The organism is Pseudoduganella aquatica, assembly GCF_020865585.1.
Taxonomy (GTDB): domain Bacteria; phylum Pseudomonadota; class Gammaproteobacteria; order Burkholderiales; family Burkholderiaceae_D; genus Rugamonas; species Rugamonas aquatica_A.
Genome location: NZ_CP086370.1, coordinates 540,340 through 555,626 on the forward strand (window position 1 = coordinate 540,340; position 15,287 = coordinate 555,626).

Here is a 15,287-nt window from a genome sequence, read left to right on the forward strand (position 1 = left end):
TCTGTTTGCCGAAAAGCACCGCCGCGCGCGGTGCTTTTTTTTTGCGCCTAGCGCAGCCGCGCGCAGAAGCCGGCCGCGCTCTCGTCCACGATCACGCCGCTGGGCCAGCGGCCGCTGTGCTGGCGCGAGCGCTGCAGCGCAGCCGCGAGCGCGGCGTCGCCATCGACGGCGTACACGAACACCGGCATTTTCATCAGTGCCGCATCCGACAGCAGCGCCGGGTTGGCGTCCAGGGTGCGCGCGTCCACATGCACGCCCACCGGCATGCCGATGTCCTGCTTGACCCGCGCCAGCCAGGCCTGGTCCAGCTTGGGCGCCTTGGCCTTGCTGGCGATCAGCCGCGTCAGGCCGTTGGCGCCGGCCGCCTCGGCATTGCGGCCGTCGAACACGACCAGGCCCAGGTAGCCGGCGCTGTCGGCTTGGCGCGCGCAGCGCAGATTGCCTGCCGCGCCCGAGGTCATGAACCAGTTGCCGTGGCCCATCGCGCTGCGCAGCTGGCCCACCAGCGCCTGCACCTGGCCGCAGGGCGCCAGATCCTTGATTTCCGCGTTCAGGGTTTGCTGCGGATAGTCCGCGGCCAGGTCCGCCAGGTCGACGGCGAAGGGCGGCGCCTCGTCGGTCAGCACGCCGCGCAGCTTCATGCGCGCCGCGCTCCAGTCGGCGCTGGCGAGCTGGCGCACCGGGCGTGGCGCGCCGGCCTGCACCACGCGGCCGGTGTTCAGGTCGTGGTGCACCACCCAGCGCTGGTCGCCCAGCATCTGCAGATCGGTTTCCACGCCGTCGGCGCCGGCCTCGTAGGCGGCGCGCAGGGCGCTGAGCGAGTTCTCCGGCGCGCTGGCTGCGCCACGGTGGGCGTGCACCTGCATGCCCAGGCAGGCCGAACCCATGGCGGGCGCGGCGGCGGCCAGCATCAGGGCCGTGGCCAGCAGGCCGGCGGCGCGCCGTCCCGGCAGTTTATTTGTCTTGCGGTTGATAGCCATAGTCCATGCCGTTCAATAAATGGGTGCGGATTGCTTCGTTGACGGGATAGCCGTGGCCCTGGCCCACCGCCACCACGTGGGCGATATTGGCCAGCGCGCCTTTGCCGGCCTGCTGCCAGCCGCTGTCGCCGGCCGCCGGCGCGCGCGCCCAGCCTATCATCAGCTGGAACAGCTCGCTGCGCGTGACGCGGTTGTCGGCCAGCGCCAGGCTGCTCCAGACGCCGCTGAAGGCCAGCAGCAGCACGCCGAACGCGCCCAGCGCGGCGCGCCGGCTCAGCTGCCCGTCCGGGCCGCTGCGCAGCAGGAACAGCAGGGTGGCGACCAGGTACAGCAGTTTCGAGAAGTGGCCGATGGCGCCCAGCAGCGAGAAGAACAGCGCCACCGGCGGCACGATGACGGCGCGCGCCGCCTTGTCTCCGTCGCGGTAGGCGCTGCCGCCCTGTTCGAAGCGCGCCGCCGGCGCATCGTAGATGGCACGCCGCACGCGCACTTCCTGCCCCACCATTTGTTCGTACAGGCGGGAAAATTCGCGCGGGCTGCCGTAGCTGGCCGCCACCTGGGCGCCGGGCGGCAAATGCAGCTGGGTGCGCAGCTCGCGCTGCACCCCGGCGCGGGCGATGAATTCCGGATAGGACAGGCCGGGCGGAATGCGCTCGCCGCCCACCGTCACCGCGCGCGCCGTGCCCGACATGGCTTTGCGGTAGCGCTGCTCCACCGCGTCGCGGAAGGTGGCCTCGTCGGACGGATCCCAGTCGGGCGGCACAGGCACGCTCTTGCGCACCTTGGCCTGCACCGTGCCGCGCCGGTTGGCCGGCACCGTGGACGGCGTCCAGCCGTGGCGCGAAAGCGTGCGCAGATAGTCGTTCCAGGCCTTGTCCTGCTCGCGCAGCAGGCCCTCGTCCGAGGCGGTGGGAATGCGCGCGTACTTCTGCCAGTTGCCGTGGAATTCCTTCATCACCTTGGTGTAGGAATCGTAGTAGCCCTGGGTGCCGTTGCCTTCCTTGCGGATGGCGGCGTCGATCAGCTGGTCCTTCACGCCCTTGATGCGGTCGTCGAGCTGCTCCACCGATACCGCCAGGAAGGGAAACAGCGCCAGGAAGGCCTTGCCTTCGGGCTGGGCGAACAGGTTCTGGTCCTCGACCAGGCCGTCCAGCGTCAGGCGGCCGTTGACCAGCGAGCGCTGCAGCAGCATGGAGTTGTAGGCGGTGCGGCGGAACTCGGCGTCGCGCGTGGCCACCATCACGTCCACCAGCGTCTTGATGGCGCCGTACACCACCAGCGCCGTCGCCGCGCAGCACAGCGCGATCTTGAGCCGCGAAGGACCGCCGCCCTGCGGCGTGCGCCGCCGCAGCATCAGCTGCAGCAGCACCAGCGCGGCGGCGATGCCGGACAGCGAGCGGCCATAGAACTCGATATGGTCGACGTCGTCCGGCGTGGCGTTGCCGCCCACCACATCCAGCAGCCGGGCGTTGAAGCCCAGTTCAAAGCACAGGTACAGCAGGGTGATGACGATCAGGAACAGCGTTTGTTTGAAGCGGAATGCGCGCATGAATTATTTCCGCAAATCGAGATGGATGGGCGCGACTTCCTGCGCCGGGAAGGACATGGGCGCCGGCGTGGCGGCACGCGCCTGGGCGCTGTTGCCCGCGCTGCTGCTGGCGCTGCGCCGCGGCGCGGGCTGGCTGGCCGCCGCCGACGTGGCCGAAGCGGACGAGGTGGCTGATGTGCCCGATGTCGTGGCCGATGCCGGCGCCGGAGCAGCCCCGCCAGCGGCGCTGCCGGCCTTGTGCGGCGGCGCCGGGATCACGCGGACGATGTCGCCGGACGGCGCGCCGGCTTGCGCGTCGCGCTGTGCCGTGCCGGTCTGCTGCGCGTCCAGGCCGGGCGCCGGGCGGGCAGGGGAGAGCGCCGCACCGGGCGGCGGGTTCAGGCCGGCGTCGGCGAAGGGGCGCGTGTTCAGGTCGATGCCGCTGGCAGGCAGCGTAGCGGCGTTGAGCATGCGTCCGTCCGTGTAGATATTGCGCTGCAGCCTGTCGCGCGCAGGAAAGTCGAAGTACAGCGCCTGTCCGCCCTCGGCCAGGAACACCCGTGGCCTGTCGTTGCAATTGCCCAGGCTCCAGTGCAGCACGTCGCTGCCCTGGATCGACAGCACCTCGTATTTGTAGGGGCAGTTGCGTTCCTGCGTCTCCAGCACCAGCACCGTGCGCGTACCCATGGGCGTAACGCGCGCCACGCGCGCCGTCACCGCCTTGGGCAGCGGCACCACGCGCATGCTGCCGTTCAGCTTGATCGAGAAAGCGCCGTTGTTCTGCTCGCGGCGCAGTGCCCCTTCGGTGCCGTCCTGCAACTGAAAGGTGGCGAGGGTGGTGCCGAACAGCTGTGCGCTGTCCATCCCCACCACCACGCCGCCTCGGCCGTTCGGCTGCACTGCGCAGCCCGCCAGCAGCACGGCGGCGAGTATCGCCATGCCGGTGCGGCGTCGATGCTGAATTCCCATATTCCCCTAACTTATCAATATGCCATGCATGTTCTGTTAGGCAATATTTTCTCATAATTGCCAATTTATTCAGAATTCTTTCAAGAATTTTTTTAGAAAAGTAGGACAATACGGCAGGAGGAGAATCATCATGGACCGACACTTGCCCGAAGGCGGCCTGGCGCTGGACAGCCTGGCCGAACAAATGCTGCAGCCCGGCGTCAAAGGGCTGCCGCTGACCGAACCCCTGCGCCAGGGCGCCATCCCCGTGCAGCGCTGGAATGTGCTGCGCGGCGACACCAGCTATCCCGTGGCGCTGCTGAAGGAATCCGCGCTGCTGCACAACCTGGACTGGATGCGCCGCTTCTGCGACCGCTACGGCGCGGTGCTGGCGCCGCACGGCAAGACCACCATGAGTCCGCAGCTGTTCGGCGCCCAGCTGGCCAACGGCGCCTGGGGCATGACGCTGGCCACCGCCGCCCAGGTGCAAATCGCCTACCGCTACGGCGTGCGGCGCGTGCTGCTGGCCAACCAGCTGGTGGCACCGGCCGACATCCGCGCCATGCTGGCGCTGATGAGGGACGATCCCGCCTTCGAGTTCTACGCCCTGGTCGATTCCGAGGAGGGCGTGCAGCGCCTGTCGCGCGGCGTGGCCGAGGCCAAGCTGGCGCGCCCCTTGCCGCTGCTGGTGGAACTGGGCCTGCCCGGCAAGCGCGCCGGCTGCCGCACGCCCGCCGAAGCGATGGCCGTGGCGCAGAAAGTGGCGCGCGCTCCCGGCCTGCAGCTGGCCGGCATCGAAGGCTACGAAGGCCTGCTGCAAGGGCACGACCGCGCCGCCAGCGTGGAAGCGGTGCGCGCCTTCGTGTCCCAGCTGGCCGCCCTGGTGCGCCAGGCGGACGGCAAAAAGCTGTTCGGCGGCGCGCAGATCCTGCTCTCGGCCGGCGGCTCCGCCTATTTCGACCTGGTGGCGCACGGCTTCGCCGGGCTGACCGGCCTGTCGCGCCCCGTGCTGCCGGTGCTGCGCAGCGGCTGCTACCTGACCAACGACCACGGCTCCTACCAGGACCTGACCCACGACATCAGCGCGCGCGAACACGCCGCCGACGGCCTGCGCCCAGCGCTGGAAGTGTGGAGCATGGTCACCTCGCGTCCCGAGCCCACGCTGGCCATCCTCAGCATGGGCAAGCGCGACGCCTCGTATGACCAGGAACTGCCCATCCCGCTGTACCATCACCGCCCCGCGGCGGACGGCGGCACTGAACCCGCCACCTTGCCGCCCGGCTGCCGCATCGAAAAAATGAACGACCAGCACGCCTATCTGCGCCTGCCCGAAGGCGACGCGCTGTGCCGGGAGCTGAAAGTGGGCGACCTGGTCGGCTGCGGCATTTCCCACCCCTGCACCACCTTCGACAAATGGCCCCTGCTGCTGGTGGCCGACGACGCCTATACTGTGCGCTACGCGGTCAACACCTTCTTTTGAAAGACAGCCATGCCTGATTCGAATCCCTCCCTGTTCCCCGCCATCGCCCCGCTGCGCCACGGCATGCTGGCCGTCGACGCGCTGCACACCATCTACTGGGAGGAGGTGGGCAATCCCAACGGCATACCGGTGCTGTTCCTGCACGGCGGCCCGGGCGCCGGCCTGTCGCCCGCGCACCGCCGCTTCTTCGACCCGCAGCAATACCGCGTCATCCTGTTCGACCAGCGCGGCGCGGGCAAGTCTACCCCGGTGGGCGAATGCCGCAACAACACCACCCAGCTGCTGATCGAGGACATCGAGCGCCTGCGCGCCATGTTCAGCATCGAGCAATGGCTGGTGTTCGGCGGCTCCTGGGGCTCCACGCTGGCGCTGGCTTACGGCCAGGCGCACCCCGAACGCTGCCTGGGCTTCGTGCTGCGCGGGATCTTCCTGTGCACCCAGCCCGAGATCGACTTCTTCCTGGAAGGCTCGCGCTGGTTCCACCCGGACGTGTACGACGAATTCGTGGCGCCCATCCCGGCCGAAGAGCGCGGCGACCTGCTGCAAGCCTACGTGAAGCGCATCATGAGCGACGATCCGGCCGTGTACTGGCCGGCGGCGCGCGCCTGGAGCCGCTTCGAAGGCCGCCGCGTGTTCCTGCTGCCGCAGCCCGAGGAAGCCGCGTCGGACGCGATGGACCTGGGCGTGGGCCGCCTGGAATCGCACTACATGGCCAACCTGGGCTTCTTCGAGGACGAGCAGCTGCTGCGCAATGTGGACAAGATCGCCCACCTGCCGGCGGTGATCGTGCAGGGCCGCTACGACGTCATCTGCCCGCCGGTGTCGGCCTGGAAGCTGCATAAAGCCTGGCCCGGCTCGGTGATAAAGATGATACCGGACGCCGGCCACGGCGCCATGGAGCGCGGCATTTCAGCCGCGCTGGTGGGCGCCACCGAGCAGTTCAAGCGCCTGCGCGGCTTCGAGTAAGGCCGCCCGGCCTGTTACACTAGCGTCTGGACCCTGCAAGCGCACACACACGCAATGAATATACAAGTCGGCGATATAGGACACATCATCCAACTGGCGATTGCGCCGGTCTTCCTGCTCACGGGCGTCTGCACCAACCTGATGGTGCTGACCAACCGCCTGGCGCGCATCATAGACCGCTCGCGCGTGCTGGAAGACCGGCTCGACGTCGGCTACAACGACAGCTACCTCAATGAGCTGGACGTGCTATACCGGCGCTCGCACCTGATCAACGTGTCGATCGGCTCCTCCACCGGCTGCGGCCTGCTGATTTGCCTGGTCATCGCCATGCTCTTCATCGGCGACACCACCAACGTCACGCTGGACAAATACATCGCCGGCCTGTTCGTGCTGGCCATGCTGGGCCTGATCACCAGCTTCGTCTACCTGCTGCGGGAGATCTTCATCGCTTCCGCCTCCATGCGCGCGCACCGCCACATGCGCCCACCAACATAGAAATAGAGCACCATGCACGACTATCAACGCCCCCCCACCCTGTACCGCTACGGCGAGCGCAGCGACCTGGAACTGGCCCTGACGCAAGGCCAGTTCATCCTGCACCCGGCCTCGAACTGTTTGACGCTGAGCTTCTCCAAGGCCTGGGACCGCAAGCTGTTCGACCTGTTCACGGCGGACGCCTGCCTGGTGATACACAACACCGAAGAATTCGGCGAGCGCATCCACCGCGCGGTGCAGCGCGCGCTGCCCAGCTGGGCCGGCATCGACGGCGCCGTGGAATACGGCCACCGCGCCGCCCTGGGCGCGGCCTTCACCAAGACGGCGGCCGAGAAGCACGAGCGCGAATGGCAATTCGCCTGGCGCGCCATGCAGGCCAATCTGAGCCTCAATTCGGTGATGATCAAGATCGGCAGCATCGAGCAGTTCGCCGAACTGCGCGGCCCGGACTACGCGGCGCAGTAAGCGCCCGCTAGCGCGGCAGCCCGCCTAGTTGCGGGTGGCCGCCGCATCGGGCTTGTCGATGCGCGCCAGCACGGCGCCCATCATGCGCTCGATGTCGCCGCGGATGATATTCGTGCCCAGCAGCCCGGGCACGTAGAAATTCGGCACCAGCTTGCCGCTGTAGACCACCTTGGTCCCGCCGTCCGGCAGCGGGAACAGTTCCCAGCGCGACTCATAATGCTTCATATCGCCCGAAATCAGGGCGATGTCTATGCTCGACATCGGCGTTTCCGTGGCGCGCACGATCAGGTGGATGGACTTGGACATGAACAGGAAGCGCGCCGTGCCGAACTGTTCGATGATGACCTCGTTCCCATTGCGCGACAGCACCCGGCAGGACGCCATGTCCGGCACGAACTCATTCATCCGCTCATAGGTGGTCAGCGTCTTCCAGACGGTGGCGATGGGCGCCTGCACGGTGCCGCTGGCGTCCACCTCGTACAGGTGCAGCGCGTCCTGCGTCACCCGCGCCACGGAAACTTCCAGTTTCGGCAGCTCAAGTTTGGGCGCCTGCGCGAGTAGCGGCGCAGAAATGCTGAATAGCAAAATGGCAAACAATGACTTCATTGTTCCAGCGTAAGGGAAGTAATGGCAGAATACAAGCACGGCACAATACGCTTACAAAATAAGTATTTACGTGGGGCCGGAGGGCATTTTAGTAACATTGGTCTAAAGAAAACCGCTCTAATGCAAGACTATCCTGCACGCAACGGTCAACGCTACCAATAATCACAATGACAACTCCAAGCTACCCCCACCTGCTGGCTCCGCTCGACCTCGGTTTCACCACGCTGCGCAACCGCGTCATCATGGGATCGATGCACACCGGCCTGGAAGACCGCTTCTTTAATTACGGCAAGCTGGCCGCCTTCTACAGGGAGCGCGCCAAGGGCGGCGTGGGGCTGATCGTCACCGGCGGCATCTCGCCCAACCGCTCCGGCTGGCTGCTGCCCTTCGGCGGCACGCTCAATTTCCTGGGCGACGTGCCCAACCACCGCAAGGTCACCCGCGCGGTGCACGAAGAGGGCGGCAAGATCCTGATGCAGATCCTGCACGCGGGCCGCTACGGCTACCAGCCCTTCGTGGTGTCCGCCTCCGACCGCAAATCGCCGATCTCGCCGTTCAAGCCGCGCGCGCTGAGCGAGGCCGGCATCCAGGCCACCATCCGCGACTACGCGCGCTGCGCCAAGCTGGCCAAGAAGGCCGGCTACGACGGTGTGGAAGTGATGGGCAGCGAAGGCTATCTGCTGAACCAGTTCCTGTGCGCGCGCACCAATCTGCGCACCGACCGCTGGGGCGGCAGCATCGAGAACCGCATGCGGCTGCCGGTGGAAATCGTCAAGCGCATCCGCGCCGCCGTGGGGCCGGACTTCATCATCATGTACCGCCACTCGCTGCTCGACCTGGTCGACGGCGGCAACACCTGGGACGACGTGCTGGCCGTGGCCAAGGAACTGCAGCACGCCGGCGTGACCATCTTGAACACCGGCATAGGCTGGCACGAAGCGCGCGTGCCCACCATTGTCACTTCGGTGCCGCGCGCCGCCTTCGCCAGCGTGGCGGGCCGGCTGCGGCGCGAAGTGAGCATTCCGGTGGTGGCCTCGAACCGCATCAACATGCCGGGCGAAGCGGAAGACATCATCGCGCGCGGCGACGCCGACATGGTCTCGATGGCGCGCCCCTTCCTGGCCGACCCCGAGTTCGTCGTGAAAGCAGCGGCCGGGCGCACCGACGAAATCAACACCTGCATCGGCTGCAACCAGGCCTGCCTGGACCACACCTTCTCCAACAAGCGCGCCAGCTGCCTGGTCAACCCGCGCGCCTGCCACGAGACGGAGCTGGTCTACAAGCCCGCCGCCAAGCGCCGCAAGGTGGCCGTGGTGGGCGCCGGCCCGGCCGGCCTGTCGGCCGCCACGGTGGCCGCCGAATGCGGCCACGACGTCACCCTGTTCGACTCCAGCGACAGCATAGGCGGGCAGTTCAAGGTCGCCATGCAGATCCCGGGCAAGGAAGAATTCGCCGAGACCATACGCTACTTCAAGCGCAAGCTCGAGCTGACCGGCGTGACCTTGCGCCTGGGCCAGCGCGTCGCGCGCGAAGCGCTGCTGGCGGGCGGCTATGACGACGTGATCGTCGCCACCGGCATCCAGGTGCGCAAGCCGCCGATCGACGGCATAGACCATCCGAAAGTGCTGTCCTACCTGGACGTGCTGGCGCACAAAAAGCCGGTCGGCAAGCGGGTCGCCATTATCGGCGCGGGCGGCATCGGCTTCGACGTCGGCGAATACCTGCTGCACGACACGCGCAAGCCGCTGCCGCTGGCGGTGGAAAGGTGGACCCAGGAATGGGGCGTGGACCTGAAAGCCACCACCGGCGGCGGCCTGGTCGCGCCGCACGCAGAAGAACCGGTGCGCCAGCTCTACCTGCTGCAGCGCAAGACCAGCAAGCTGGGCGCAGGCCTGGGCAAGACCTCGGGCTGGGTGCACCGCGCGGTCCTGGCGCGCAACGGCGTGGTGATGCTGGCGGGCGTGCAGTACAACAAGATCGACGACCAAGGCCTGCACATCACGGTCGACGGCGGCGAGCGCCTGCTGGCGGTGGACAACGTGGTCATCTGCGCCGGGCAGGACAGCCTGGCCGAACTGATGTCGCCGGAAGGCAGCGGGGACGCATCGCCGGCCGGCGGCACCCCGCGCTTCCACAAAATCGGCGGCGCCGCCCTGGCCTCCGAGCTGGACGCCAAGCGCGCCATCAAGGAAGGCGCCGAGCTGGCCGTGAGCCTGTGAAGCGGCGGGTTACGCCGGCCGGCGCCGGCTAACCCGACCTACGATCAACGATCAAACCGTGAACGCGCGAGAACCCGTAGGGCGGGTTAGCGGAACGCGTAACCCGCCAAAGCGCCGCCCGTAACCTTAATGCGCAGCGCCCTTCTGCGCATGTGCAAATTCCTCGCTCACGAATTCGGCCATGCCCTTGGCCAGTTCCTGCTCGCCGATGAAGATCTCGCCGGCGCGTTCCGTGCGCAGCAACTCCGCTTCCTCCTCGCTGTGCGTGCGCACCACGGTCTTGATGCCGGGGTTGAGCGCGCGCGCCGTCTCCACCATGCTGCGCACGTGGAAGGTGTCCGGCGTGGCGATCACCAGCATGCGCGCGCGCGCGATGTGGGCCTGGATCAGCACCGCCGGCTCGCCCGCGTTGCCCGCCACGGCAGGAATGCCGTCCTTGCGCAGCTGGTCCACCACTTCGCGGTTCTGCTCCGCCACCACATAGGGAATGCCCTTGGCAGCCAGCGTGGCGGCGATGCGCCGGCCCACGCGGCCGTAGCCCACCAGCACCACCTGGTCATGCAGATGCTCCTGCGGCACCGACATCGGCAGTTCGGCCAGCGGATCGGCGCTGCGGTCGAATTTGGCGGCCAGGCCGGCGTTGCGGCCGAACCAGCGCTCCAGCGGTTTCACCGCCGCGAACACCAGCGGGTTGAGCGCGATGGAGATGATGGCGCCGGCCAGTATCAGGCTCTGGCCCTCGTGCGGCATCAGCTTGAGCGAAATACCCAGCGCCGCCAGGATGAAAGAGAACTCGCCGATCTGCGCCAGGCTGGCCGACACCGTCAGCGCCGTGCGCAGCGGATAGCGCAGCACGATCACCAGCAAGTAGGCGGCAATCGATTTGCCGAACACGATGATGGCCACCACCGCCAGCAGCTTCAGTGGCTGCCCGGTGACGATGGACGGCTCGAACAGCATGCCCACCGAAACAAAGAACAGCACGGCGAACGCGTCGCGCAGCGGCAGCGACTCCTCGGCCGCGCGGTGGCTCAGTTCCGACTCGCGCAGCACCATGCCGGCGAAGAAGGCGCCCAGCGCGAAGGAGATGCCGAACAGCTTGGTGGCGCCGTAGGCGATGCCGACGGCGGCCGCGATCACGCACAGCGTGAACAGCTCGCGCGAATTGGTGCGCGCCACCTGCCACAGCAGCCAGGGGAAGAGCTTGCGGCCGATCAGCATCATGAAGGCGATGAAGCCGCCCACCTTGCCGAAGGTGATGGCCAGCGTCTGCCACAGCGGCACGGCGGCATCGGCCACGCCGTGGCCGTCGTCGGGCGCGGCGCCGCCCAGCGAGGACGCCAGCGGCGGCAGCAGCACCAGCACCAGCACGGTGACCAGGTCCTCCACCACCAGCCAGCCGACCGCGATGCGGCCGTTGAAGGAATCGAGGATGCCGCGCTCCTCCAGCGCGCGCAGCAGCACCACCGTGCTGGCCACGGACAGCGCCAGGCCGAACACCAGCCCGCCGCCTATGCTCCAGCCCCACCAGTGCGACAGCGCCATGCCCATGCCGGTGGCTGCGGCGATCTGCAGCACGGCGCCCGGCAAGGCGATGCGCCTGACCTCCCACAAATCGTCCAGCGAAAAATGCAGGCCGACCCCGAACATCATCAGCATCACGCCGATCTCCGCCAGCTGCCCGGCCAGCACCGTATCGGCCGCGAAGCCCGGCGTGGCGGGGCCAATCAGGATGCCGGCGGCCAGGTAACCCACCAGCGCGGGCAATTTCAAGCGCGTGGCGATGAAGCCGAATACCAGCCCGAATCCGAGGGCGGCGGCGATGGTGGTGATCAGGGGAATGTCGTGGGGCATGCGTGCGGGGCTCCTGTGAGGGTGAATGATCAACCCAAGGGTAGCACATGCCGGCGCCCAAGCAGGCTGAGCCGCATTTTCCAAATCCGGGGTCTGACCCCGAAATGGAAGGAATGCGGCTCAGCTTGCCTGTAGGAGGAGGACTAGAAGTGTGGGATTACAGCTTGCGGACCACGACGGCGCCGATGGAGTAGCCGGCGCCGAAGGAGCAGATCACGCCCAGCGCGCCGGTCGGCAGGTCGTCCTGGTGCTTGTGGAAGGCGATGATGGAGCCGGCCGACGAGGTGTTGGCGTAGCTGTCCAGTATCACCGGCGCTTCGCCCGGCTCGGCTTCGCGGCCCAGAATCAATTTGCTGATCAGCAGATTCATGTTCAGGTTGGCCTGGTGCAGCCAGTAGCGGCTCACCTGCGGCACTTCCAGCCCGGCGCGCGCGATGCTTTCCTTGATCATCTCGGCCGCCATCGGGCACACGTCCTTGAATACCTTGCGGCCCTGCTGCTTGAACAGCTTGTCCGGCTGGCCCGCGCCCGCTTCGTCGAAACGGTTCAGGAAGCCGAAGTTGTTGCGGATGTTGTTGGAGAAGCTGGTCTTGAGCTTGGTGTCCAGGATCTCGAACTGGTGCTGCGACACCGCCGCGTCCTTGGCTTCGATCACGATGGCCGTGCAGGCGTCGCCGAAGATGAAGTGGCTGTCGCGGTCGCGCCAGTTCAGGTGGCCGCTGGTGATCTCGGGGTTGAGCACCAGCACCGCGCGCGCCTGGCCGCTCTGCACCGCCGCCACCGCCTGCTGGATGCCGAAGGTGGCCGAGGAGCAGGCCACGTTCATGTCGAAGCCGTAGCCGTCGATGTTCAGCGCCTGCTGCACTTCGACCGCCATGGCCGGGTAGGCGCGCTGCATATTCGAGCATGCCACCAGCACCATGTCGATGTCGGCGGCGCTGCGCCCGGCGCGGTCCAGCGCCTGCTGCGCGGCGGCCACGCAGATCTCGGCCTGCAGCGACAGCTCGTCATCGGCGCGCTCGGCGATGCGCGACACCATGCGCTTCGGATCGAGTATGCCTTCCTTTTCCATCACGTAGCGCGACTTGATGCCGGACGCTTTTTCAATGAAGGCCACGCTGGACGGTTCCAGCGCCGTCACCGTGCCCGCTTCGATGGCGCCAGCGTTGTCCGCGTTGAACTGGTCGGCGTAGGCGTTGAAGCAGGCCACCAGTTCTTCGTTGCTGATGGAGTTCGGTGGCGTGTACAGGCCGGTGCCGCTGATGACGACTTGTTTCATATTCTTCAATCTTTCTCTCGTGGATAGGGCTGTCGCCTTTTTATTGGAGAAATTCTACACGAACGCTCGTACTAAAAATGAAGAACGGCGCCCCAAGGACGCCGCAGCTTGCCGGATTGCCGTGGAAACGGACTTTATTTTCGCATAGGGTCCTTGGCGGCGGGGTCCACCACCTGCACCAGCTTCGATTCCTGCTTGGCCAGCTGCACCGGCAGGCCTTTCAGATGGTTCAGCGCCTGCTGCAGCTGGAAGTCCTCGCCGCTGCCGTATTCCAGTGGCTTGCGCTTGCGCTCGGCCGCCAGGATGCGCAGCTGTTCTTCGGCTTCGTCGCGCTTGGTCTTGGCCGCTTCCTGCTCGCGGTCGTTGGACAGGTGCTTGACCAGGTCCGCTTCGCGCATGCGCAGCGCGTTCAGGCCGTCGCCGTCGGCGTTTTCGTCCACCAGCAGTTCCGGCGTGATGCCCTTGGCCTGGATGGAGCGGCCGTTCGGCGTGTAGTAGCGCGCCGTGGTCAGCTTGACGGCGGTGTCGGCCGTGAGCTGGCGTATGGTCTGCACCGAACCCTTGCCGAAGGTCTGGCTGCCGATGATGGTGGCGCGCTTGTAGTCCTGCAGCGCGCCGGCCACGATTTCGGAGGCGGAGGCGGAACCAGTGTTGACCAGCACGGCCATCGGCACGTTCTTGATCGCCGCCGGCAGCTTGGACAGCGCGTCGCCTTCGCTGCGCAGCGCGTAGAACTCGGGACGGCCGTAGAAGGTCTGGCGCGAGTCCGGCAGCTGGCCGTTGGTCGAGACGATGGCCGCGTCCCTGGGCAGGAAGGCCGCCGCCACGCCGATGGCGCCTTGCAGCACGCCGCCCGGGTCGTTGCGCAGGTCCAGCACCAGGCCTTTGATATGGGGGTCTTGCTTATACAGTTCGGTGATCTTGGCGGCCAGGTCGTCCACCGTGGGCTCCTGGAACTGCGCCACGCGCAGCCAGGCGTAGCCCGGTTCGACGATTTTCGCCTTCACGCTTTTCTGCACGATTTCTTCGCGCGTGATGTGGAACACCAGCGGTTCCGGTTCGTCCTTGCGCAGGATGGTCAGCGACACCTTGGTGTGCGGCTCGCCGCGCATCTTCTTCACCGAGTCGTCCAGGCTCAGGCCCTTGACCGGGGTGGTGTCGAGCCGGGTGATCAGGTCGCCCGCCTTGATGCCGGCGCGGTAGGCCGGCGAATCCTCGATCGGGGCCACGATCTTGATGTAGCCGTCTTCGCTTTGGCCGATCTCGATGCCCAGGCCGACGAACTTGCCCTGCGAGCCTTCGCGCAGTTCGGCGTAGGCCTTTTTATCGAGGTAGGCGGAGTGCGGATCGAGCGAGGCGACCATGCCGGTAATGGCTTCGGTCAGCAGCTTTTTGTCCTCCACCGCTTCCACGTAGTCGGACTTGATCAGGCCGAACACGTCGGCCAGCTGGCGCAGTTCTTCCAGCGGCAGGGCCGGGTCGGCAGGCCGTTGGGCCATGGCGGAGAATTGCAGGGAGACAGCAATGCCGGCGACGACACCCAGGCCAACCAGCCCGGTATTTTTGAGTTTCTTGCCCATGTTTCACCTGTGTCTAGCTGCCGCAGTCATCCTACTGCGCGCAAAAACAGTATAAACCTGATTTCCGGCAAGCTGCGTAGCTCGTCCGTAATTTATCTCGTCTTTACGGCGTTTTACACCACAGCATGATAGGCCGCCAATATTGCGCTTTTATCCCTTCTGTTAAGGCCGCGTTCACGACCGTAAGGAATTGTAAGAGTCCGGGAAGAGCGCAAATCCGCGCCCTACACTGGGTTGGTAGTTCTTCTCAACCCTGTAGTGGTTTTTTGGCCTGCGCACCCTGCGTGGGCTTTTTTTTGTCCGGAGACCCGATGACACGCAACCTGATTTCCCAATACGCGCGCGGCCTGCTGTTCACCACCGCGCTGGCTTTCGCTGTGCCTTCTTTCGCCGTGCCGGTCATGGATATGCGCGCCGAGGATTTGCTGGCCATGGCGACGGACTTCCGCAAGGAGCTGAACCTGACCACCAACCAGGCCACGCTGTGGCAGCAGACCGAGAGCCGCACCAAGGCCTTGCTGCGCGAGCGCAAGTCGCGCCGTGAACGCATGCAGGCCGCGCTGCGCCCGGCGCTGGACGGCAAGGACGTGGAATTGCGCGACCTGGCGGGCGGCCTGGAGGCGGAGGCGGCCGCGTCGGCGGCGGAGGAGAAGCAGCTGCGCGCATGGTGGCTGGATGTCAATGATGCCCTGGATGAAACCCAGCGCAGGCAGGTGGCGGTGTTCCTGGCCGAGCAGATGCAGCGCGTGGAAGGCGGCGGCGAACGCGGCGAGCGTCCGAAAGAGGGCGGCGGCGAAGGGCGCGGCGGCCACAAGGGCAAGGGCGGCATGGGCGGCGGGATGGGAGGCGGCATGGGCGGGCAGGGCGGTCCCGGCGGCCGCTAGGGC

13 protein-coding genes are annotated in these 15,287 nt (G+C 66.7%); 6 read left to right on the top strand and 7 right to left on the bottom strand.

All coding sequences use genetic code 11. The features are described 5' to 3' along the window. Positions 1-47: 47 nt before the first annotated feature. The 3 genes from KT882_RS02440 to KT882_RS02450 are packed head-to-tail and all read right to left on the bottom strand — an operon-like array spanning position 48 to position 3,477. Positions 48-980, bottom strand: a complete 933-nt coding sequence (locus KT882_RS02440) for a glycerophosphodiester phosphodiesterase (RefSeq protein WP_228894260.1) — start codon at positions 978-980, stop codon at positions 48-50. Beyond that, positions 955-2,529: a hypothetical protein gene (locus KT882_RS02445; RefSeq protein ID WP_161075660.1), complete on the bottom strand. Its 1,575-nt coding sequence runs from the start codon at positions 2,527-2,529 to the stop codon at positions 955-957. The genes KT882_RS02440 and KT882_RS02445 overlap by 26 nt, the downstream gene beginning before the upstream one ends. Positions 2,530-2,532: 3 nt before the next feature. After that, positions 2,533-3,477 carry a hypothetical protein gene (locus KT882_RS02450; protein ID WP_228894261.1) on the bottom strand — a complete coding sequence of 315 codons (945 nt, stop codon included), beginning with the start codon at positions 3,475-3,477 and terminating at the stop codon, positions 2,533-2,535. Between the two features lie 130 nt (positions 3,478-3,607). Between KT882_RS02450 and KT882_RS02455 the strand changes: the two genes are divergently transcribed. Genes KT882_RS02455 through KT882_RS02470 form a run of 4 tightly spaced genes read left to right on the top strand, consistent with a single transcriptional unit; the run spans position 3,608 to position 6,862 of the window. Next, a complete protein-coding gene (locus KT882_RS02455; protein WP_161074423.1) occupies positions 3,608-4,936 on the top strand; it encodes an amino acid deaminase in 1,329 nt (442 codons plus the stop codon). A 9-nt stretch (positions 4,937-4,945) separates the two neighbouring features. After that, positions 4,946-5,902: a prolyl aminopeptidase gene (gene pip, locus KT882_RS02460; protein WP_161074422.1), complete on the top strand. Its 957-nt coding sequence runs from the start codon at positions 4,946-4,948 to the stop codon at positions 5,900-5,902. Between the two features lie 54 nt (positions 5,903-5,956). Next, positions 5,957-6,397 carry a DUF2721 domain-containing protein gene (locus KT882_RS02465; RefSeq protein ID WP_161074421.1) on the top strand — a complete coding sequence of 147 codons (441 nt, stop codon included), beginning with the start codon at positions 5,957-5,959 and terminating at the stop codon, positions 6,395-6,397. Between the two features lie 12 nt (positions 6,398-6,409). Further along, positions 6,410-6,862: a hypothetical protein gene (locus tag KT882_RS02470; RefSeq protein WP_161074420.1), complete on the top strand. Its 453-nt coding sequence runs from the start codon at positions 6,410-6,412 to the stop codon at positions 6,860-6,862. A 24-nt stretch (positions 6,863-6,886) separates the two neighbouring features. On the opposite strand, the gene KT882_RS02475 is transcribed toward KT882_RS02470, so the two are convergent. Beyond that, entirely contained in the window at positions 6,887-7,468 is a 582-nt protein-coding gene (locus KT882_RS02475; protein WP_161074419.1) for an SRPBCC family protein, read from the bottom strand. Positions 7,469-7,635: 167 nt separating this feature from the next. On the opposite strand from KT882_RS02475, the gene KT882_RS02480 reads away from it, so the two are divergent. Next, the gene (locus KT882_RS02480) at positions 7,636-9,687 is read left to right on the top strand and encodes an NADPH-dependent 2,4-dienoyl-CoA reductase (protein ID WP_161074418.1); all 2,052 of its coding nucleotides are present in this window, start codon (positions 7,636-7,638) and stop codon (positions 9,685-9,687) included. Between the two features lie 126 nt (positions 9,688-9,813). On the opposite strand, the gene ybaL is transcribed toward KT882_RS02480, so the two are convergent. The 3 genes from ybaL to KT882_RS02495 all read right to left on the bottom strand — a co-directional run bounded on the left by ybaL (position 9,814) and on the right by KT882_RS02495 (position 14,400). After that, positions 9,814-11,541: a YbaL family putative K(+) efflux transporter gene (ybaL, locus tag KT882_RS02485; RefSeq protein WP_228894262.1), complete on the bottom strand. Its 1,728-nt coding sequence runs from the start codon at positions 11,539-11,541 to the stop codon at positions 9,814-9,816. Between the two features lie 157 nt (positions 11,542-11,698). After that, positions 11,699-12,820 (bottom strand): beta-ketoacyl-ACP synthase III, encoded by a 1,122-nt coding sequence (locus KT882_RS02490; RefSeq protein ID WP_228894263.1) that lies wholly within the window; start codon positions 12,818-12,820, stop codon positions 11,699-11,701. 134 nt (positions 12,821-12,954) lie between these two features. Further along, on the bottom strand, positions 12,955-14,400 hold the full coding sequence (locus KT882_RS02495; protein ID WP_161074415.1) for a S41 family peptidase: 1,446 nt from the start codon (positions 14,398-14,400) through the stop codon (positions 12,955-12,957). Between the two features lie 311 nt (positions 14,401-14,711). On the opposite strand from KT882_RS02495, the gene KT882_RS02500 reads away from it, so the two are divergent. Then, positions 14,712-15,284, top strand: coding sequence for a hypothetical protein (locus KT882_RS02500; protein WP_161074414.1), 573 nt, complete (start codon positions 14,712-14,714; stop codon positions 15,282-15,284). The last annotated feature ends 3 nt before the right edge of the window (positions 15,285-15,287 follow it).